Annotated in this window: 18 protein-coding genes and 1 pseudogene; 4 read left to right on the forward strand and 15 right to left on the reverse strand. The window is 41.0% G+C overall.

Annotation, left to right across the window (positions count from 1 at the left end; all coding sequences use genetic code 11):
• Positions 1–317 precede the first annotated feature (317 nt).
• From pyrD to DRF63_RS04170, 8 genes are all read right to left on the reverse strand, one after another.
• A complete protein-coding gene (pyrD, locus tag DRF63_RS04135; RefSeq protein ID WP_043991811.1) occupies positions 318–1,325 on the reverse strand; it encodes a quinone-dependent dihydroorotate dehydrogenase in 1,008 nt (335 codons plus the stop codon).
• A 73-nt stretch (positions 1,326–1,398) separates the two neighbouring features.
• Complete coding sequence (locus tag DRF63_RS04140; RefSeq protein ID WP_005597212.1) at positions 1,399–2,349, reverse strand: ribose-phosphate pyrophosphokinase; 951 nt, start codon at positions 2,347–2,349, stop codon at positions 1,399–1,401.
• 11 nt (positions 2,350–2,360) lie between these two features.
• Complete coding sequence (ispE, locus tag DRF63_RS04145) at positions 2,361–3,218, reverse strand: 4-(cytidine 5'-diphospho)-2-C-methyl-D-erythritol kinase (RefSeq protein WP_005597213.1); 858 nt, start codon at positions 3,216–3,218, stop codon at positions 2,361–2,363.
• Positions 3,219–3,227: 9 nt separating this feature from the next.
• Positions 3,228–3,860 (reverse strand): lipoprotein insertase outer membrane protein LolB, encoded by a 633-nt coding sequence (gene lolB, locus DRF63_RS04150; protein ID WP_005597216.1) that lies wholly within the window; start codon positions 3,858–3,860, stop codon positions 3,228–3,230.
• 128 nt (positions 3,861–3,988) lie between these two features.
• Positions 3,989–5,737 carry a lipid A ABC transporter ATP-binding protein/permease MsbA gene (gene msbA, locus DRF63_RS04155; RefSeq protein WP_005597217.1) on the reverse strand — a complete coding sequence of 583 codons (1,749 nt, stop codon included), beginning with the start codon at positions 5,735–5,737 and terminating at the stop codon, positions 3,989–3,991.
• A gap of 104 nt (positions 5,738–5,841) precedes the next feature.
• Positions 5,842–6,528, reverse strand: coding sequence for a CidB/LrgB family autolysis modulator (locus DRF63_RS04160; protein ID WP_005597218.1), 687 nt, complete (start codon positions 6,526–6,528; stop codon positions 5,842–5,844).
• Positions 6,529–6,537: 9 nt separating this feature from the next.
• Entirely contained in the window at positions 6,538–6,897 is a 360-nt protein-coding gene (locus DRF63_RS04165; RefSeq protein ID WP_005601040.1) for a CidA/LrgA family protein, read from the reverse strand.
• Positions 6,898–6,963: 66 nt separating this feature from the next.
• Positions 6,964–8,886: a DNA repair helicase YoaA gene (locus DRF63_RS04170; RefSeq protein ID WP_005597220.1), complete on the reverse strand. Its 1,923-nt coding sequence runs from the start codon at positions 8,884–8,886 to the stop codon at positions 6,964–6,966.
• 121 nt (positions 8,887–9,007) lie between these two features.
• Here DRF63_RS04170 and DRF63_RS04175 point away from each other — a divergent pair, with 121 nt between their 5' ends.
• Complete coding sequence (locus tag DRF63_RS04175; protein WP_005597221.1) at positions 9,008–9,220, forward strand: hypothetical protein; 213 nt, start codon at positions 9,008–9,010, stop codon at positions 9,218–9,220.
• Between the two features lie 138 nt (positions 9,221–9,358).
• Here DRF63_RS04175 and uvrA read toward each other — a convergent pair whose 3' ends face one another.
• A complete protein-coding gene (gene uvrA, locus DRF63_RS04180; protein WP_005597222.1) occupies positions 9,359–12,187 on the reverse strand; it encodes an excinuclease ABC subunit UvrA in 2,829 nt (942 codons plus the stop codon).
• Positions 12,188–12,337: 150 nt separating this feature from the next.
• On the opposite strand from uvrA, the gene DRF63_RS04185 reads away from it, so the two are divergent.
• Positions 12,338–12,862 (forward strand): single-stranded DNA-binding protein, encoded by a 525-nt coding sequence (locus tag DRF63_RS04185; RefSeq protein ID WP_005597224.1) that lies wholly within the window; start codon positions 12,338–12,340, stop codon positions 12,860–12,862.
• Between the two features lie 165 nt (positions 12,863–13,027).
• Here DRF63_RS04185 and DRF63_RS04190 read toward each other — a convergent pair whose 3' ends face one another.
• The 4 genes from DRF63_RS04190 to DRF63_RS04210 all read right to left on the reverse strand — a co-directional run bounded on the left by DRF63_RS04190 (position 13,028) and on the right by DRF63_RS04210 (position 17,344).
• Entirely contained in the window at positions 13,028–13,846 is an 819-nt protein-coding gene (locus DRF63_RS04190; RefSeq protein WP_005597225.1) for a GIY-YIG nuclease family protein, read from the reverse strand.
• 257 nt (positions 13,847–14,103) lie between these two features.
• Entirely contained in the window at positions 14,104–14,832 is a 729-nt protein-coding gene (locus tag DRF63_RS04200) for a hypothetical protein (protein ID WP_005597226.1), read from the reverse strand.
• A gap of 10 nt (positions 14,833–14,842) precedes the next feature.
• Positions 14,843–16,144 carry an ATP-binding protein gene (locus tag DRF63_RS04205; RefSeq protein ID WP_005597227.1) on the reverse strand — a complete coding sequence of 434 codons (1,302 nt, stop codon included), beginning with the start codon at positions 16,142–16,144 and terminating at the stop codon, positions 14,843–14,845.
• 312 nt (positions 16,145–16,456) lie between these two features.
• Entirely contained in the window at positions 16,457–17,344 is an 888-nt protein-coding gene (locus DRF63_RS04210; protein WP_005597228.1) for a LysR family transcriptional regulator, read from the reverse strand.
• A 97-nt stretch (positions 17,345–17,441) separates the two neighbouring features.
• On the opposite strand from DRF63_RS04210, the gene DRF63_RS04215 reads away from it, so the two are divergent.
• Both DRF63_RS04215 and DRF63_RS04220 read left to right on the forward strand, forming a co-directional pair.
• Positions 17,442–18,416: an NAD(P)H-dependent flavin oxidoreductase gene (locus DRF63_RS04215; protein ID WP_043991812.1), complete on the forward strand. Its 975-nt coding sequence runs from the start codon at positions 17,442–17,444 to the stop codon at positions 18,414–18,416.
• 537 nt (positions 18,417–18,953) lie between these two features.
• A pseudogene (locus tag DRF63_RS04220) lies at positions 18,954–20,318 on the forward strand (MFS transporter).
• Between the two features lie 42 nt (positions 20,319–20,360).
• Here DRF63_RS04220 and DRF63_RS04225 read toward each other — a convergent pair.
• Together DRF63_RS04225 and DRF63_RS04230 are read right to left on the reverse strand one after the other, a co-directional pair.
• Complete coding sequence (locus DRF63_RS04225; RefSeq protein WP_005597234.1) at positions 20,361–21,128, reverse strand: MmcQ/YjbR family DNA-binding protein; 768 nt, start codon at positions 21,126–21,128, stop codon at positions 20,361–20,363.
• 83 nt (positions 21,129–21,211) lie between these two features.
• Complete coding sequence (locus DRF63_RS04230; protein WP_005597236.1) at positions 21,212–22,249, reverse strand: peptide ABC transporter ATP-binding protein; 1,038 nt, start codon at positions 22,247–22,249, stop codon at positions 21,212–21,214.

The following is a 22,249-nucleotide window of genomic DNA, read 5'->3' on the forward strand; positions in this document are numbered from 1 at the left end:
CTAAGTATCTTAAACTTATCGATTGATGAAATTATAGACGTCCTATTGGCAAGCATGACATAAAACATACGGAAAGTTTACCAAAATGTAAAACTTACAACCTAGCCAACCGAATATCTTACTACTATCTCATTGATTTTAAACACCTTTTACTTACTTATCAAAAATGTTTAAAATTTGTAGATAAATTTGTAACACAAGATAACAAAATTGCTCTGTTTTGTCCATTTTTTTGACTTTAGTCAATAACAAAGGAATAGTCTATTAAACAAGCAATTTCATTTCACAAAAACGATTAAATATTTAACCGCTTACTATTAACGCACTTGAATATGCTTTGCGAGATTTTGAATTAACGCCGGTCCCTGATAAATCATTGCCGAGTAAACTTGTAACAAACTCGCGCCCGCATCAATCTTTTCCTGACCGGACGCCACGGAGTGAATGCCGCCGCTACCGATAATCGGTAAGGCACCGTTTAACTCTTTCGCTAACGTACTAATCAAACGTGTACTTAACGTATTCAACGGTTTACCGCTTAAACCTCCTTGTTGCTCGGCGTTTTTTAATCCGACTACCGGATCTCGGGAAAGAGTCGTATTTCCTGCAATCACGCCGTCAATTTTATGACGAACCAAACCATCCGCTACCGAAGCGATTTCTTCATCGGTTAAATCCGGTGCGATTTTTAAGACAAGCGGTTTATATCGGTTAAATTTTTGCGACAGACTTTCCTGCTCGCTTTTCAACGAGCGTAACAAATCATCTAACGCTTCGCCATACTGCAAAGTGCGTAAATTTTTAGTATTCGGTGAAGAAATATTAACCGTAATATAATCCGCATGTTCATATACCTTACGTAAACAAATTTGATAATCGTCTAATGCACGTTCTATCGGTGTGACCGCATTTTTACCGATATTAATGCCGATAATGCCGTCATATTTTGCTTTCTTAACATTTTCGACCAATACGTCCACACCTAAATTATTAAAACCGTTACGGTTAATAATGCCTTCCGCTTCTAAAATACGGAACTGGCGCGGCTTAGGATTACCGTCTTGCACAACCGGCGTTACCGTACCGACTTCAATAAATCCGAATCCCAACTTTCCGAAACCGTCTATCGCTTCACCGTTTTTATCCGCGCCGGCAGCCAAACCGATCGGATTTTTAAATTGTAACCCCATAACTTCTACGGGATTTAACGGCATAGGCAAAACATTAATCGGCAGTTTTCCGGCTAATTTAAGTGCTTGAATAGAAAAGTTATGTGCGGTTTCGGCATCCATTGAAAAAAGACATTTACGAATCAGAGAATACATGGTGAACTCTTGGATATAGTTAGAAAGAAACGGATAAATTAAGGGCGGGTATCAAACCCGCCCTTACTGGATATTATGCATCGAACATTGCGGAGATGGATTCTTCGTTACTGATACGACGAATCGCTTCCGCTAACATGCTTGATAACGTGAGTACGCGAACTTTATTTAACGCTTTAATCTCATCGGATAACGGAATGGTATCGGTTACCACCACTTCGTCCAATGCCGAGTTCGCTAAATTGCTTGCCGCCGTACCGGAGAATACCGCATGCGTTGCATAAGCGAATACGCGACGCGCACCGCGTTCTTTTAACGCTTCCGCCGCTTTAACCAATGTACCGCCGGTATCAATCATATCGTCCACTAAGATACAATCGCGGTCAGTTACATCACCGATAATATGCATCACTTGCGATACGTTCGCTTTCGGACGACGTTTATCGATAATCGCCATATCCGTATCGTTTAATAATTTAGCTACCGCACGAGCGCGCACCACACCGCCGATATCCGGAGAAACGACGATAGGATTCACTAAATCCGATTTTTTCAAAATATCGTCAATTAATACCGGTGAACCGAATACGTTATCTACCGGTACGTCAAAGAAACCTTGAATTTGTTCCGCGTGTAAATCACAAGTTAAAACACGATCCACACCCACGCTAGAAAGGAAATCCGCTACCACTTTAGCCGTAATCGGCACACGTGCAGAACGTACGCGACGGTCTTGGCGCGCATAACCGAAATAAGGAATAACTGCGGTAATACGACCGGCTGACGCACGACGTAGCGCATCGACCATTACAATTAATTCCATCAAGTTATCATTTGTCGGCGCGCAAGTCGATTGCACGATAAAAATATCGCCGCCACGTACATTTTCATTAATTTGAACTTGGATCTCACCGTCACTAAAACGACCGACGGTTGCATCTCCGAGAGATGTATAAAGACGTTCTGCAATACGTTTTGCAAGTTCAGGCGTTGCATTACCTGCAAACAATTTAATATCTGGCATTGGAATGAATCCTATTGTGGGAAAGTGGTTAAATTGAGCATTTGATGTAAAGGAGAGCGATTTTGTCCTTTTGCAATAAAACCGAAAATATTGTGCGGTTTATGTGCAAAAACGGCTTTTGCTTCCGCTTCACTCTCAAATTCGGCGAAAATACAGGCTCCTGTGCCTGTCAGCCGAAACGTTGCATATTGTAACAATTCTGCAATAAGATCTTCAACCTCGAAATAATGATCTCGCACAACTTTTTCGCAATCGTTTGTCCATTCTTCCGATAAAAGTCGGCTTAATGTTCTTTTCGGCGTATTTCTCGGCAAATTCGGATCTTGAAAAACCGCAGCGGTCGAAATGGAAACGTTCGGTTTTAATACCACATACCACGACTCTCGCGGTTGGCAAGCCACTAATTTTTCGCCGACACCTTCGGCAAAAGCGGCAAAACCTCGTACAAAAATAGGTACGTCCGCCCCCAAACTTAGTCCTAATTCGGCAAGCTGTTCCAAACTTAAACCGGTTTGCCAGAAATGATTTAATCCGACCAATACGGTCGCCGCATTCGATGAACCGCCGCCGACACCGCCGCCCATCGGCAAACGTTTCGTCACACCGATTTTCGCCCCTTTGCTACAAGCGGTATGATTTTGCAATAATTTTGCCGCACGATAAATCAGGTTTTGTTCCTTCGCGACCCCTTCTATTGCGTTTAATAACTCGATTTCACCGCTTTCATTCACTTCAAGGGAAATATCATCGCCGAAATCTAAGAACTGAAACAGCGTCTGTAATTCGTGATAACCGTCCGCACGTTTATTAGTGATATAAAGAAACAGATTTAACTTGGCCGGACTGGGTAAAATTATTTTTTCCGTCATGTTTTCCGCCTAAAACGCCCATTGATCAACACGAATTTTTAACGTTTGAGAACCGTTTTCCAGAACAATCAATTTCGGTAAGTTCGGCTGACGATCTTCATGATATTGTACGTAACTCGCTTTCCACACTTCGCCATTGATGTGATAGCTAAATTGTGAAAGTTGGCGTTTGTCGTTTACGATATAATTACCGTCTTGTTCCGGCTGCCCTTTCAACCAATAAGCGAATTGATCTATCGGGAAGGCAACGCCGATAATTTCTTTCATCAAACTGTCCATATCACGATCGGAACGAGAATTTCCTTCGCTGTCCGAAATGGTTAAGCCCCGAGCATTACGCTGTAATTTTAATGATTTACTGGATAAATTGGACGAAAGTTCCAAACCGAAATTGGTCGGTGTACGATATTGCCAATCGAAGTGAGAAGAAAAACGTTCTTCCGGAGAAATATAACCGATTTGTCCTTTAGCCGAATAACTTTGGATTTTTGCCAACTGTTGCAGATGTTGTTGCCATTGCGCGTCATTATGCGGAATTTGTACGCCGGGTTGTTGCACTTCGGTCGGTTCGTTTAATACCGATTGGCAGCCGGCAAGGAAAAGTAAGGTTGAAAGAGAGAGAATTTTAGTGAATTTTTTCATAGATTTCCTGCTTTACAAGCGGTCTGAATGTCTAAAAACTTTGCAAAGTTTAACGGAAATCCGACCGCTTGTCTTCAAAGAAAAAGGCACCTTATCGGTGCCTGCAATAAAATAGCCGTCAAATAAAATTATTGCCCGAATTGCAAACTATGCAATTGTTTATAGGCACCGTTTTTAACCAATAACTCGTTATGCGATCCTCTTTCAATGATTTCTCCGTGATCTACAACGAGAATCTCATCCGCTTTTTCAATCGTCGATAAACGATGGGCGATCACCAGTACCGTCTTATCTTTTTGCAACTCCGCTAATGCCGATTGAATCGCTCGCTCGGATTCGGTATCTAAGGCGGATGTCGCTTCGTCCAAAACTAACACCGGCGAATTACGCAATAATGCGCGAGCAATGGCTAAACGCTGACGCTGACCGCCGGATAAACTCGCACCGTTTTCACCGATAACCGTATCAAAACCGTGTTCCAGTTTCTCAATAAACTCTAATGCATGAGCCGCTCTCGCAGCTTCTACAATTTGTTCTCGGCTATATTTTTCCGTAGCGGCATAGGCAATATTATTGGCAATCGAGTCATTAAATAAATGCACTTGCTGTGAAACGACCGAACATTGCCGGCGAAGATTCGCTAGGGTGTAATCCTGGATATTAACCCCGTCCAGTAAAATCTCGCCCTCGTTAATATCATAAAAGCGGGTAAGCAAATTCGCGATTGTGGATTTACCCGAACCGGAACGACCGACTAACGCAACGGTTTTACCTTGCGGAATATTAAAGGAAATATTACTTAAAGCTCGTTCATCTTTTCCGTCATAGCTAAATGAGACATGATTAAACACAACATCGCCTTTAGCTCGCTCGACTTCACGTTTTCCACTGTCTTTTTCGGTTTCAAGATCTAAAAATTCAAATAACGTTTGGCAGGCCGCCATACCGCGCTGAAATTGCGAGTTCACGTTTGTAAGCGATTTTAACGGACGGAGCATCGCCATCATTGACGAAAACACCACAGTAAACGAACCGGCGGTTAAATTTTCACTCATTACTTCCGGAAAGGTAGCCACATAAAGTACCACCGATAATGCGAACGAAGCGATTAATTGTACCGCACCGTCCGAAATACCGTCCGCCGAAACGATTTTCATCCCTTTACGACGCATATCGTTACTGACGCGATCAAAACGATCTTTCTCGACTTTTTGTCCGCCGAAAGAAAGCACGACTTTATGCCCTTTAAGCATTTGTTCGGTAGTGACGGTCAATTCGCCCATCGAACTTTGAATATTACGACTTAACGTACGAAAACGCTTTGAAACGATGCCGATTAAGACACCGATAATCGGTGCCATCACAAATAAAACAAATGATAGCTGCCAACTGGTATAAATCATTACCACAAATAAGGAAATCAAATATGCGCCTTCTCGCACAATCGTAACCAAGGCGTGAGATGAAGAAGTCGCCACCATTTCCGTATCATAAGTTACACGGGAGAGCAAACGACCGGTCGGATTTTTATCGAAATAACTGACCGGCATATACATTAAGTGCTGAAAAATATTACGGCGCAATGTCATTACCACATTGCCCGACACCCATGCGAGGCTATAACTGGCAATATAGTTGGTGATCCCTCTAATTAAAATAAAGACGACGACCAATACCGCCATCAATTTTAAAAAGCTGTTATCCGCCTTACCGAAACCGTCATCCAGCAACGGCTTCAGTAAATAAATCAAACTTGAATCGACTAAGGCATTTAATACAAGCGCGACAGCTCCGGCAATCAATCCCAATTTATACGGTCGAATAGTCGGAAACAAACGCTTAAACGTTTTAAATGTAGAGAGATCTTTTTCTTGCATAGTTAGGTCTTCATTAAAAAAATTGCGCAGATTGTACCTTGAATTAGCCAATATACCAACTTAAACACGCCGTCTAACCGTATAAAACCGATATTAATCGTTGATTAATAAAACAAGTGCATAACAAGTTTAAAAACAAACGGAGCCAATACCGAAGATAATACGCCGCATAAAACTAACGCTATCGAGCTGTAACTGCCGGTTTTAATGCTATATTCCATACAACGCCCCGTACCTAACGCATGGGAAACCGCTCCCATACTCAAACCGATCGCTCTGACATTGCGCACACCGATACGATGCAATACGGCAAATCCGAAAACGGAACCGAGTAAGCCGGCAACTAATACGCCTACGGCGGTAATTGCCGAACTACCGCCGATTTGAGTGGCGATAGCGATAGCAATCGGCGTCGAAACCGATTTCGGCACGATCGCCGCTAAAATATCCGGACTTGCGCCTAATAACACGGCAAAGAAAACACCCGTCAGCATAGTAAAACAAGTACCGAATACAACAACTAACGTGATTTGTCGCCATTTTTTACGAATTTGCGGTAGTTGTTCGTAAAAAGGCAGGGCGAGTGCAACAACCGACACGCCAAGCAGATTGTTGATCGGGAAATTACCCTGATAATAGTCCGTGTAAGGTACTTTACCAATCACAATCACAGTAATGACAAGCGTTAAAGCAATCACAAACGGATTTAACACCGAAGATTTTAATTTTTGGCTGATCCGCTGCCCAATTAAAAACGCTAAGACGGTTAAACATGAATAAAGGTAAATCATAAGCGCCTACTATTTTTGATGAAAAACCCATTGGGCGAATAATCCGATAGCGATCAAGGAAAGGGACGTACTGAATATATTTGCCAATACAAATGAAGCCAGATGAGATTCAAGAATATCAATGTGTTCGATAATTTCGGCACAGACTGGAATAAAGAAAATCGTCATATAACGGGTAAGCGGTCTTGCGCTAGGGGTAACCCACTCTACTTTAACGACCCCGATAACTAAGCAGGTAAAAAGTAACAACATTCCCCAAATACTTTCGGAAATGCCAATCGGAATCAGAATGCCGAGTAACTTTCCGCCGTATAACATCGCGAAAAGCAACGCCAAGGAAATCAGCATTCTGAGCATACGAACAATCATATAAGTATCCTCCGTAATAAGCGGTTAAATTTACAAAAAATTTTGCAAAATCAACCGCTTGTTTTCTCACTTATTTTTTAAAAATTGAATCACTTTATCTAAATCACGGGTGCGTGTTGATGGCGGTAAACTTTTTAAGAACGTCTTACCGTAATTGCGCATTACCAAACGTGAATCACAAATGATCACCACACCTCGATCGGTTACGTCACGAATCAATCGCCCTACGCCCTGTTTGAGCGTAATCACCGCTTCCGGAATTTGAATATCGTTAAACGGCTCGCCGCCTTGTAAACGACAATCTTCCATACGCGCTCTTAACAACGGCTCGTCAGGCGAAGTAAACGGCAATTTATCAATAATCACCAGCGATAACGCATCGCCGCGCACATCAATGCCTTCCCAGAAACTTTGAGTTGCAACCAGTACGCTGTTTTCTTCCGCAATAAATTTTTCCAATAAGCGGGCTTTGCTGGTTTCCCCTTGCAATAACACGCTTAAATTGCTGTGTTCACGCAGAAAATCCGCTAACCCACGCATCATAAAATAGGAAGTACAGAGCAAAAAGCAACGACCGTTATTGGCTTCAATAACGGGCATCAACATTTTGCCTAGTTCGTTTAAAGTGTGCAATTTATTGGTATCCGGCAAATAACGAGGCACACAAAGTAGCGATTGATTTGCGTAATCAAAAGGGCTTTGCAGCACCAATTGTTCCGCATTCTCAATGCCTAAACGCTGACAAAAGTGATCAAATTTGCCGCCGACCTCTAACGTTGCTGAAGTAAATACCCAACCAATCTGCTGATTTTTAAGTTGTTCGCCGAATTTATCCGCCACGGTTAAAGGTGTGATATGTAAACCGAAAGAACGGTCGTTGGCTTCATACCAATAGCAATAACCAACCACACTAGTATCGCTCAATTTTTTTAACTGAACTTTGACTTCCGCCAATCTTTCGAAAATTTTATCGAGCGTTTCCGAACGACCGAGCGATTTTTTAATCACTTCGCTTAAAAAATCAATGTTTTCCGAAACTTTTGTTAAGCCGCCCACCACTTTTTGGTCGTTAAACAACTCTCGCAAGTTTCCTCGAATTGAGCCTTCTGTTCCCATTAACAAACGAAAATCTTGCACTGTTTTTTGCAAGTGATCCGCCGCTTTACCTAATTGGGCAAGATCTTTTAGCTCGGTACGGTACACAATATTAGTATCTTTGCAGATATCGAATAACTGGCGAGAACTTAACGATTGACCGAAATATTGGCTGGCAATATCCGGTAATTGATGCGCTTCGTCAAAAATGATCAGTTCCGCTTCCGGAATTAGCTCACCGAAACCGGTTTCTTTGACTGCCATATCGGCACAAAACAGATGATGATTGACCACCACCACATCCGCTTCCATCGCTCGGCGGCGGGCTTGTACCACATAACAATCTTTAAAATGCGGACAGTCCGAACCTAAGCAACTTTCGGCAGTGCTGACCAATTGCGGTAAAATCGGGCTGTCTTCGGCGATTGTAATACATTCGCTTAAATCACCGGTTTTAGTTGAAGTATGCCATTTGCTGACTTTCGATAAATCCGCTAACACCGATTTATCCCCCAATACGCCCATAGCTACGACTTGATCCAAACGTTCTAAGCAGAGGTAATTTGCTCGTCCTTTTAATAAAGCAACTTTACCTTTATATTTCAAGGCTTTCTGAATAGTCGGTAGATCTCGATTAAATAATTGATCTTGCAAATTCTTTGAACCGGTCGAAACAATGGTTTTTTTACCGGACAGCAATGCCGGTACTAAATAAGCAAAGGTTTTACCCGTACCTGTTCCGGCTTCTACTACTGCAGGTGTTGCAAACTTTACCGCTCTTCCGACCGCTTGTGCCATTTCAAGTTGCGCCGCACGAGGGCGGAATCCTTGAATATTGCTACTTAATAAGCCGTCTTCACTGAAAGCGTGGAGAATTTTATCGTCATATTTCATATTTGTTATTTATTTGTAAATTATTTTCAATGTGTTATATTTTAGTTATTCCAAACTATTTAAAAGTAAATCTTTTGTGTAAAGTGAACTTTTAGATTTCCTGCTCCTTTTAGGATAATAAATGAGTATTATTGAATTTCTTAGCTATGGCTCAATCCTGATTCTCGCTCTTTCCTTTGTCATTAAAGATATGCCTAACCTTCGTATCTCTAATATTTGTTGGGGATTAGGTTTTATTTTTTACAGTCTTAACTCAGCAATGTATATTGTTGCCGCTTTGAATTTATTGATTGTCGTTTTAAACGGCTATTTTCTGATTAAAGAACGCCCGTAACATTGATTATCCGCCACGTTTATTTAACTCGAGCAATATCGTTCTACTCGTCTATTATTAAAAACTAGCGGTCTGATTTTCTAAGAAATTTGCAAATTTCCTGCAAAATCAGACCGCTTGTTAAACACCGTTTGGCATTTACCCTTTAGCTAAGATCTCTTTTAAAAATCTTGCCGTGTGCGAGCGTTTGTCTTTCGCTACCTCTTCCGGTGTGCCGGTCGCAATAATTTGTCCGCCGCCCGAACCGCCTTCAGGGCCTAAGTCCACAATCCAGTCGGCGGTTTTAATCACATCTAAATTATGCTCGATCACCACAATCGTATTACCTTGGTCACGCAATTTGTGTAACACCGAAAGTAGCTGTTTAATATCGGCAAAATGTAAACCGGTGGTCGGTTCGTCTAAGATATACAGCGTTTTGCCGGTATCACGTTTGGAAAGCTCGGTCGCTAATTTAACACGCTGCGCTTCACCGCCGGAAAGCGTGGTCGAGGACTGTCCTAAGCGAATATACGATAAACCGACATCCATTAAGGTTTGCAATTTACGCGCAATCGCCGGTACCGGCGCAAAGAATTCTCTCGCCTCTTCCACTGTCATATCTAATACTTGATGAATCGTTTTGCCTTTGTAACGGATTTCCAAGGTTTCTCGGTTATAACGTTTACCTTTGCAATGATCGCACGGCACATATACATCCGGTAGGAAGTGCATTTCCACTTTAATCACGCCATCGCCTTGACAGGCTTCACAACGTCCGCCACGCACATTAAAACTAAAGCGTCCGACATTATAGCCTCTCGCTCTCGCTTCTTGCGTACCGGCAAATAATTCACGAATCGGCGTAAATAAACCGGTATAGGTTGCCGGGTTTGAACGTGGTGTACGCCCAATCGGGCTTTGGTCGATATCAATCACTTTATCGAAATGCGATAAGCCGTCAATTGACTCATAAGGTGCGACATCGGTACGTTCCGCACGATTTAACGCATTTTGTGCTAATGGGAACAAGGTATCGTTGATTAGAGTCGATTTACCCGAACCCGAGACACCGGTAATACAAGTGAATAAACCAACCGGAATATCCAACTGTACTTGTTTTAAGTTATTACCGCTTGCCCCTTTTAAGGTTAGCAATTTAGCCGCGTCATAAGACACTCGTTTTGCCGGAATTTCAATCTTCTGCTTGCCGGAGAGGAATTGTCCGGTAATCGAATCTTCCACCTGCATAATTTCTTCCGCTGTACCTTGTGCAATAACTTGGCCACCGTGCACACCGGCTCCCGGGCCGATATCGACAATATGATCTGCGGCACGGATCGCATCTTCATCATGCTCCACCACAATTACGGTATTACCCAAATTACGCAGATGAATTAAGGTATTTAATAAACGTTCGTTATCACGTTGGTGCAATCCGATAGACGGCTCATCCAGCACATACATCACCCCAACCAAGCCTGCACCGATTTGGCTGGCTAAACGGATACGTTGCGCCTCACCGCCGGATAAGGTTTCCGCCGAACGAGAAAGCGAGAGGTAATTCAAGCCGACATTGACCAAGAACTGCAAACGTTCACGAATTTCTTTTAAAATTTTCTCCGCAATCTTCGCTTTTTGACCGGCAAGATCTAACTGTTCAAAAAATTCTAACGCTTCGCCAATCGATTTTTCCGACACCATCGGCAAATTGGTTTTATCTAAAAAGACATAACGTGCCTCACGACGTAAGCGAGATCCTTCACACTCTAAACACGGGCGGCTATTGATATATTTCGCTAATTCTTCACGCACCGAATTCGACTCGGTTTCTTTATAACGGCGAGCCATATTATTTAACACACCTTCAAAGGTATGTTTACGTTTTACTTTATCGCCGCGATCATTGACATAAACAAATTCGATTTCGTCTTTTGAACCGTTCAGAATAATGTCACGTTGTTTTTTAGTCAGATCTTTAAACGGCGTATCCAGTGAAAAATCATAATGATCCGCCACCGATTTCAACAAACCGAAATAGTAAAAGCTACGGCGATCCCAACCTTTAATCGCACCGCTTGCTAACGAGACATCCGGATTTTGTACTACTTTATTCGGGTCAAAATACTGCTCTACCCCTAAGCCGTCACACGTCGGACAAGCACCGGCCGGGTTATTAAATGAGAACAAACGAGGTTCTAATTCGTGCAACGAATAGCCGCAATGCGGGCAAGCAAAACTGGATGAAAAGACAATTTCATCCGCATTCGGATCGTCCATATCGGCAATAATCGCTGTCGAACCGGATAAATCCAATGCCGTTTCAAAAGATTCCGCTAGGCGAGTTGCAATATCACTTCTCACTTTAAAGCGATCGACCACCACTTCAATTGTGTGCTTTTTCTGTAATTCCAATGCCGGCGGATCAGATAAATCACAGATTTCGCCGTCAATTCTGGCTCGGATATAGCCGGAAGCGGTCAAATTTTCCAATAATTTTACGTGTTCGCCTTTACGATCTTTAACCACCGGCGCAAGTAGCATCAAACGCTTGCCCTCCGGTTCTTCCATTACTCTATCCACCATTTGTGAAATAGTTTGTGCTGCCAACGGTAAATCGTGATCCGGACAACGAGGCTCACCCACTCGGGCAAACAATAGACGTAAATAGTCGTGGATTTCGGTTACCGTTCCCACCGTGGAACGAGGATTATGCGAAGTGGATTTTTGCTCGATAGAAATTGCCGGTGAAAGTCCTTCAATATGGTCAACATCCGGTTTTTCCATCAATGAAAGGAATTGGCGTGCATAGGCTGAAAGGGATTCCACATAACGGCGTTGCCCTTCCGCATACAGCGTATCGAAAGCTAAAGAAGACTTACCCGATCCGGATAAGCCGGTAATTACAATAAATTTATCTCGAGGAAGAATTAAATTGATATTTTTAAGGTTGTGGGTTCGCGCACCACGAACATCAATGTACTGCATAATCGGTTGCTCTCACTAAAAAATGTTTTTTATTATCGCATATTTTAAAGTAACTGTACAAAATATCAGTTTTAATGCGTGCATTTTTTTGAATTTCAGGTAGAATACCGCACAAAATTTACAGCACTTAATTAATTCACAGAGGATTTTATGGCAGGTATTAATAAAGTTATCATCGTGGGCAATTTAGGTAACGATCCTGAAATGCGCACCATGCCAAACGGCGAAGCGGTTGCAAATATTAGCGTAGCAACCAGTGAAAGTTGGACGGATAAAAATACGGGCGAACGCCGTGAAGTAACCGAATGGCACCGTATCGTATTCTACCGTCGCCAAGCGGAAGTTGCCGGTCAATACTTACGTAAAGGCTCACAAGTTTATGTTGAAGGCCGTTTAAAAACACGTAAATGGCAAGACCAAAACGGTCAAGACCGTTATACCACCGAAATCCAAGGTGACGTTTTACAAATGTTAGGCGGACGTAACCAAGGCGGCGATTCCGGCGGTAACCAAGGCGGTTGGGGAAATTCAGCACCTGCACCACAACAAAGTTATAACCAAGGTAACAGCGGTTACGGTTACGATCAAACAGCAAGTCGCTCTGCTCCACAAGCAGCGAAACCTGCTCAAGCAGAACCACCAATGGATAACTTCGACGACGATATCCCGTTCTAAGCACAAGCGGTTAATTTTTATCGAATATTTACAAATAAAAAACGGAAGCTTACTTCCGTTTTTTTATTTAGGTTAAAGAATTTAGCGTGCAAGGCTTGCAAAATTTTTATAGAAATTGACCGCTTGTCATATAAATAGCACTTATATATCACTTTTAGTGATTTCTTAATCCCAATGAAACACCACTTTCAAACCTGTTGCATCGGCAAAATTTTGAATGGCTTTACGTAGTCCTTTTGCTGATAAATTTATATACAGATAAATCCCCTCTTCAAGTTGAGTTGTATATTTCATCCCATTTGGTCTAAGACTTGGTTCACTCCCAATGCAATAGGAAGCTGTTGGCTTTCCATTTAAACAAAAATCTTCCACTAAAGAACGATATTTAGGCTGTTTCAATAAAAATAAAAAGAAATTTTTCTGATTGTCTCGGTAACTTTTGCCTGATATTTTATGTTTATCCAGTTCAATATAAATCTGAGCAGTTTGGTTTTCTTCTTCCTCACTTGCATAACTTTCAAATATATTAATATGCGCAACTTCATCTAAGATTTCTTGAGTGATATTCCAAACATTATCTGCCTTGATCTTACTGGTTTTTTCAATAAAAGAGGTATTACCCGAAGTGGCATTATCTAACGTTAAATCGGTTTTCTGAAAAGCCTCAATTAATTTCTTCTCAAGATAATCAGTTTGTGATTTATCTAAATGCCCATCTTCACGCCCAAAGAAAATAATCTTACTCCACCACTCTTTATTATCATTATGAGTGATTAGGCGATCATAAATTTTTCCGCTAGCTTGCCCAACATAACGCTGATTCTCACCTAATAAGATATAAATCCCTGCTCTATTCGCTTCTTCTAAATGTTTTAACGCTTTTAAATCTTCACGATCCGCAATCGCTAAAAACACAGGCTCTTTTGTATAAACCGTGATATTGTCTTTCGCTCTATCGCTAATAATAACGGTATGGGTAACCATAAATTTTCCTTTTATCTTATAAAGTTTATATCACTTATTTTAGCCTAACTATTCCAAGAAAAAACTCACATAGGCGAAAAATTTGTATTTAGCGGCTTAGCAAGCGGTCAATTAAAACCTGAAATTAACAAAATTTTTGCCTTTGGTGAAATGGCTGAAACCAACTGTTATATGGAAAGTAATCAATAGATTGGGAAGGTTTTGGTGAGGTTGTAGGAAAGTGATGCCGTCTGGAAAGTTTCAGACGGCAGGTTTAATCATATTGATTTATGAAGTTTTATCAAAAATCTCATTAAGACTGTAGTTTGCTCAAGAATAAAATCCACATCCATTTCTTTATAATGATCTTGGTGTTTCACATTATTATTTTGATAGTCTGTGTAAAAATCCATTATTTTATCTACGTAGAATGTTCTAATTTCTTTTGAAACATCTTTTTCTTTCAAGAAACGTCCTAATTCGACTTTTTGATTCTCTAATGATTTAGAATTATTTAAGATTTCCTTAACTAAGGATTCTAATGAAAATCTTAAATCATCTAATAAGTTTCTAGTAAAAATGTTGTTGGATTTCTTATTTAGCGCACTCTCATAATGTTTCTTAGTGTTAGGATAACCATCTAGCCACCCTTTTGTTTCTACTACGATCTCAGGAATTTGGTCAGTTCCATTAGAATAGTTTGAGTATCTACTACATAATTTAGTTAATATATCCATAACTTTTTCATTTTGAGAAAATTTTGGCAAAGAACACAAGTCTTTAATAATTCTATATTGTTGTTCAGAAGTAAAACATATTAAGTTCCTTTCCAATGCCGTTCTCTTATTTGGAACGCCTTTTGGAAATGGATTCTGTGAATATGGTATCTTAACCTCATATTCCACAGCATATTGAGATAAGTATCTGCAGATTTCACTTCCACTTAAACCTTCATGTGTATCAGCTAAAGCAGCTGATGCACATGTAATAAATGCATTATCAATCATAATATATTCCTTAAATTTTTTTTGTTATAAATTCTGTATTATACAACGGCACATTCACCATCCAATCCTGCTCCCGATAATCCGCCATTGAAAATCTAACCGCTTGTTCTGGTTGGAACTGCTCCACATACACTTTTAAACTTTTCGCTTTTAAATTTTCTTCGGCTTTGACTTCAATCGGGATTACCGCTTGTTTACGTTGTACAACAAAATCTACTTCTGCTGTGCCTTTTTCGGTTGCCCAGTAAAACACGGGGTTTTCTTGAGTGGCAATAAGCTGTTGTAGCACATATTGCTCGGTTAAAGCGCCTTTAAATTCGGTAAAAATACGGCTGCCTTCAAGCAGAACGCTGACATCTAAATGGCTTTGAGCGGCAAGCAATCCTACGTCTAATACATAAAGTTTAAATGCTCCGTCTTGATAGGCAGAAAGCGGCAAATACGGCTTTTTCACACGTGGCACGGAATGTACCAAACCGCTATCTCTCAACCATTGCAAGGCAATTTCGTAATCTTTACTTCTCGCCCCTTTTTGCAGGTGCGAGTAGATGAACTTTTTGTTTTCTTTGGTAAGTTGTTCAGGAATTGAAGCCCAAATTGACCGCACTTTTTGTACTGTCTGACCATCTTTGATATGTTTAGAAAAATCCTGTTCGTACGCCATCAATAAATTGCGTTGCACTTGGCGGACTTCATCAAAGTTTTGCGTTTCGACAAAAACTTTCACAGCTTCAGGCATTCCACCCACAAAATAATATTGGCGTAGCAAATCAATATAACTTGTTTTCATCGCAGAAATAAGCGACCAATCTTTGAGTTCCAGTAACTGCACTAAATCTTGCTTGCCAAGTGCGGTCAAAAACTCGTGAAAATCCATCGGATAAAGCGGTAAAAAATCCACCTTGCCCACAGGAAAAGAAACCTGATGATGCAATGACACACCAAGTAATGATCCTGCCGCCACAATATAAAGTTGCGGTGCATTTTCATAAAAATATTTGAACGAAGAGAGTGCCTGTGGTACTTCTTGTACTTCATCAAAAATAATCAGTGTATTTTCAGCTTGAATATCTACACCACTTTCAATTTTTAAACCAAGAATCAAGCGGTTAATATCATAATCTCCCGAAAATAGTATTTTCATTCGTGGATTATTATCGAAGTTAATATACGCCACCTTTTCAAAAGACTGCTCACCAAAACGCTTCATCGCCCACGTTTTACCGACCTGTCTTGCCCCTTGAATAATCAAAGGCTTGCGAGTAGGCTTCTGTTTCCATTTTTCTAAGGATTGAATAATTTTTCTTTGCATGATTTGCTCATTTTCTATTCTTTGGAAACTATTTTAAGGACAATTTAACATTTTTTCAAAGGAAAACTTGCAACTAAAACACATTTTTTCCAATGAAAAAATGTTAATAACACACACTTTTTCAAAGGAGAAATTGAAAATGTTAAAAACCTAATGCACCAGATAAATCAGAAATTTACGTTTGCCATTTTCTTTTGAAAGATCAAGTACATATTAAGAAGAAAGGAGAAGATCTTTCTCCCTCTTCCTATGGATTCTGGAACGATCCTTCTGCGATTTCTCTCCCATAAATGGGAGAGTGCGAAGACATGGTTAATCTTTACAGCATTTCTCTCTTTCTGCTAAAAACCTCTCACAAAACCCTAAAAAGGTTTTCATGATTGCTGAGGGGTGGCGGTGGGCCGGATAGATGGCGTGAATGGGATAGGTTGATGTCGGATAGTCGGACATCAGTTCGACTAAGCCGAATTTCTCGGTGAGTTCTTGTGCCATATAGTCCGGTAATTGGCAGATGGCATGCGCACTTTTGGCTTGGTGGGCAATGGCGTACACATCATTAGAGGTAAAAATCGGTTCAATTTTGACCGCTTGTTCGCCCAGTTGTAATGTTGCACTTTTCTGCCCTGCTCTTGCCCAGCAGGCAAATGGTAGTGCGGTCAAATCTTGCGGTGTTTTCGGCGTGCCGTGTCTAGCAAGAAAATCCGGGTGAGCCACCAATACAGCGTTTAAATCCATCATTTTGCGAGCAATAACATTTTCCGTATGCAAATCGCCCATTCGAAACGCGATATCAATGCCATCTTCTACCAAATCCAATACGCGATCGGTCGCCTGACAATGTACTTTCACCTGCGGATATTCCGCCTGAAATTCAGCAATTGCCGCCCAAATCGGCTCACAGGCGGAAACGGTGTAAATACGCAGATAGCCACTCAATTCCTGCTGTTCACCAATAAAATCTTGTGTCGCTTGCGTTAAATTGTCTAAGCTCAAATAAACCTTTTCATACAATTGCAAACCAAGTGCGGTCGGTTTCACCCCTGTTTTGTAGCGGTCAAAAAGTTGGGTGGAAAGCGATTTTTCAAATTCCGCAATACGGCGACTAACTGTCGCAACTGGCATTGCAAGCTGTTCCGCCGCTTTAGAAAAACTCTCTGCTTGATAAACTGCAACGAAGAGACGAAGATTATTTAAGTCCATACTTTCTTCTCATTTTTGGAAAACTTGTTTAGATACTTCTCAATCAATTTTGCAAGATTATAATAGCTACCATTCATTTGCAAAAAAAGGACAAAAAATGACCGCCTGTAACCGTATTACTGACATCTTAGGTATCAAATTTCCACTCGTGCAAGGCCCGATGGCGTGGATGACTGACGCAAAATTTGTTGCTGCTGTAAGCAATGCCGGAGGTTTGGGGATTTTAGGCCCGAATGCCGGCTTGCAGAAAGCGCCGAAAACGACGGAAGATTTGCTCCGTACTTTCCGTGAAGAAATCCGTAAAACCAAAGCATTAACCGATAAGCCGTTCGGTGCACCGGTAATTTTATCCTACGATTTCAGTACGATTGATTTGTTAGTGGATTTATTAATTGAAGAACACGTGCCGGTGGCATTAATCAACGGTATTGATGGCTATGACTACAAGCCGATGATGAAAAAATTTAAAGCGGCAGGCACAAAAACCATTTTCCGTCCGCATACGCCAACAGTAGAAAATGCTCATTATGCGGAAGAAATTGGGGCGGATATTTTCGTTGCAACCGGTTTTGATAAAGGCGGCACTGTACCGAACCAAGTAATCGGAACATTCTCTATCGTGCCTCAAATGGTTGATGCGGTCAGTATTCCAGTAATGGCAGCAGGCGGTATTGCTGATGTACGAGGCGTACGAGCAAGTTTTGCTCTCGGTGCGGAAGGCGTATTTGTCGGCTCGGTATTGTTAGCAACTGAGGAAAACCGTATGCATGAAAGCGTTAAGCAACTCGTTGTCGATAGCACGGCTCAAGATTTATTGTTATTTCGCACCCAACCGGCGTATTACCGCTCGCTACCCACTCAGTTAGCACATAAATTGGTGGAAATGGATGAAAACGGTGCAACGCGAGATGAGCTTGCCAAAGCACAAACCGGTGGCTATGGAATGCGTCAAGGTATGTTACTTGGCGATTTTGAGAAAGGCTATATTTCGGTAGGTAACGGTATTACTTATATTAAATCAATCCGTTCTGTCAAAAACGTGGTGGAAGATTTGATGCAGGATTTTGTATAACAACACTTTGTAATCAATAAAAAGCCCTGAGTTTTTTTGTTGATAGCCTTATATTAAAATAGTCTGGAATAAATATAATTTAAGTTTTTCCTTGACAAAAAATCACCAGCATTGTAGCATAACACCCTATTAAATTTATCAGTTATGCTACATTTCAATTTAGTGAATCCTCGCTATCTTACATTATCCTTTTCTAATAGGATAATTTTCAAAATCCCCTATCTTGTAGGGTGTCAATAAATCAATTTCTTTTTACATTGTACTTTTTCGTTATTCTAAACTTCATAAATAGAGAAAAGTGCGGTCTTACTTTAGCTAAAAATGGAGCATAAGATAAGCTTCATTCAAGAACTTCGTACATCAAGCACACTAAAAGCCCGATTTTTGTGCCGACAGTGTTTTGGTTTTATAAACTCAGTAATTGAGAGGACAATTCAGATGCTTTTCTCCACATCAATAAACTGGTAGGCTTTGAATCTATCTCTACGCAAAAATCTGATGATTATAATGTGAAAGATTAAAAATTTAGGAGCTATTTTGCAAACAACCAAATTCTATTCTCTCTTTTCCGGCATCTTTTTCCTCTTTTTCGGCTATGGGTTATTCTTAAACTCAGCGGGTGTAAAACTAGCTGAAATGGGCGTTAGCGATGTAGTGTTCGGTTTACTTAACGCAGCATTTTTTGTAGGCGCAACACTTAGTGCCATTCTTGCCCATCGTATTGTATCCAGTGTGGGGCACATCCGTTCGTTTAGCGTATTTGGTGCGATCTTCGCCATCGCCGCACTTAGCCATATGATGATTGATAACCTGTGGGTGTGAGGCATACTGCGGATTATTTTAGGTTTCTGCCATTATAGTTTACTGTTATTAGTAGAAAGTTGGTTAAGCGAGAAAACCAATGTGGATACCCGAGGCAAAGCATTGGCAACCTATAATATTATTTTCTATCTCGCCTTTATTTTAGGGGTGAGCTTACTTAGTCTGGAATTAACCAGTAACAATATTTTTACGCTCGCCACAATTTTAGTAGTGATGTCGATGATTCCGATTGCCTTAACGAAAATGACCCAACTGGAGATTCCCGCTCGAGAACGCATCAGCGTACCGCGCTTATTAGCCATTTCGCCCCTTGCGTTAGCGACAAATTTTATTAGCGGTATGTTGGTAAACGGCTTTTTTACTATGGTTTCGGTGTTTCTCTTAAAGCTAGATTTTTCATTAGGCGAAATATCGCTATATCTGATGGCATCGATGATTGGCGGCTTTATCAGTCAGTTGCCGATAGCTGGTTTATCGGATCGCATTGGCAGACGTAATACAATTTTAATTTGTGCAGTAATTGCTAGCTTAACTGCCGGTTCGGGAATATTTGCAATTTTTCAAACAAATTCGACCGCTTGGTTACAATATATCATCGCATTCATTTTTGGCTGTAGTCTGTTCAGTCTTTATGCACTAAGCATTGCCCGTGCCAATGATGAATTACCGAGCAATATGAATACGGTAGAAGTCAGTCGTGGTTTGCTCTTTTGCTATGGCATGGGTGCGTTAATTGCCCCGCCGTTCCTCGGCTTCGCAATGGGCTTATCATCCCAATATGGTTTTTATGCCTTCTTTGGCATCTTCTCGGTGATTCTTCTGCTCTGCGCACTTAAAACCAAACCGATTCCAAAAGCAGAACGTGTAGATATGCAATTAACCACACCTATTGCAACAGCAAGTACGGTAGAAGATATTATGCAAGAGGATAATTTAGAATTAGTACCTTTTGATGAGAATATCGTACAGCAATATCAGGCAACTTTTAATGATATAGACGAAATTGAAAAAGTTAAGGAAGACTCTCAGGAAGATATTGAACCAAATACAATAGAAAAAACGGATAAAACCATCACATAAACTCGTGAGAAACCTAGCAGAAATGCTAGGTTTTTTTACATATTAACTCATTAGTTTGATTTCTTCGCTCAATGCAAACGGCATTTTACGAGGGCCTCGTACGGCAGTAACGCCAAATGCTCGGAGTTTCTCTCGGGGAAGTTCTTTTTTATCAAATTCTTTTAGGCATTTGATTTTCATTACTCGATCAACACGAATCTCGGTTTGTTTTAATTGGTAAGGAATATTTACTTCCAATGCTTCACATTGATAACGAATCGCAGCGGTCGGTTCTGTAACGTAAAGGTAAACCAGATCGCCTACCGCAATATTATTGCTTTGTTTCCAAAGAATTTCTTTACCTGTTTGTAGCTCGCTTTCGACATCATAATATTTAGGGTTTGCGGGAACAATCCATTCGGTACGGCTGGTTAGACCTAATTTTTGCTTACGTAAGCGTGTGGCGGTAAGATCGAAACTTTGGTTAAGTAAGAATACAACGGTTTCTTTATCGACACTACCGTCTAACAAAATACTTAGCCAATGGGTTTTATTCATATGATAGGCGGGTAAAAAGCCTTTTTGCGCTAGAAACAGGCTGATCATTTCCGGGGAACATTTCACATTCATCAGCGTAACTTTTCCGCTTCCCGAAAGCCCTAGCGTAGCATAAGGTACCGACATTATCACCGCATACCACTTGCGATTATCCGCTTGTCTTAAAATGGCGTAATCGGGATAAGACTTCCATAGATACTCGGGTTCCGTTCCGTATTGTTGTAAAACATAGAGTAAAACATCTTCTTTAAAATCAATTTGTCTCTTTGCCATTTTCCCATCCTATTGAAACGTCAAGCGGTCTGTTTTTCTCAAAAATTTGCAAAAAATCGAAAAAATATAACCGCCCGATCAAATTATTCCGCTTTATCCGCCACCACAACCGGTTCAAAATCCGCTCGTTTTAGGAAGTTTTTCTCCCTAAAATTAATCGGATAATGGCACGCAAATTCGTGCTGTTTGAATTTACGCAATGGCGGCTTTTGTACGCATTTTTTCTGTGCAAACGGGCAGCGCGGACCTAATCGGCAGCCTATCGGCATATCTTGCAACATCGGTACCGAGCCTTTTAACGTATTTAAACGGCTTTTAAACGCCAACGGCTGGGAAAAGTCCGGAATACTGTTCAGTAATACCGAGGTATAAGGATGAAACGGTTCTTCCATAATGGTTTCTTTGCCGGCAATTTCGACCGTTTGTCCGCAATAAAGCACATTAAACGAATCGACCCACTTATGAATACTACGAATATCATTGGCAACCAATAAAATTGAAGTGCCGAGGTTTTTATTCATACTGGATAACAAACGATAAATCTGTAGCTGCGTGGTCGCTTCCAGCGTGTGTGTAGGTTCGTCCGCAACCAATAAACGGGGCTGATTTGCTACCGCCATAGCAATAATCACTTTTTGCGCCTCGCCTTCGGTAATATCGAACGGATAGCTTTGCATCATTGTCTTATGATCGCGAATCCCGACTCGGTGCAATAATTCAATCGCTTTCTTTTTCTTCCAACCGAACCATTGCCACCACTTACCTTTAAAATTAATCGTTTGCATAAGTTGGGTGCCGATCGTCTTACTCGGGTCTAAACCGGACAGCGGATTTTGGAAAATCATAGAAATATGTTCGCTAACCAATTTACGTCTTTCCGTCGGAGTCAGTTTTAACAATTCAATATCATTAAAACGAAAACGGTCGGCGGTCACAATCCATTCGTCTTTCATTACGCCGCAAATCACTTTAGCGATTAAACTTTTTCCCGAGCCGGACTCACCGACTAATCCGCAGATTTCGCCTTCGTCTAAAGTCAGATTTATATTATCAACCATTCTGACTCTGCCGTTCGGCGTGTCAATTTCAATACTTAAATGGCGAATATCTAATAGAGCCAT

Source organism: Actinobacillus pleuropneumoniae, from assembly GCF_003290385.1.
Lineage (GTDB): Bacteria > Pseudomonadota > Gammaproteobacteria > Enterobacterales > Pasteurellaceae > Actinobacillus > Actinobacillus lignieresii.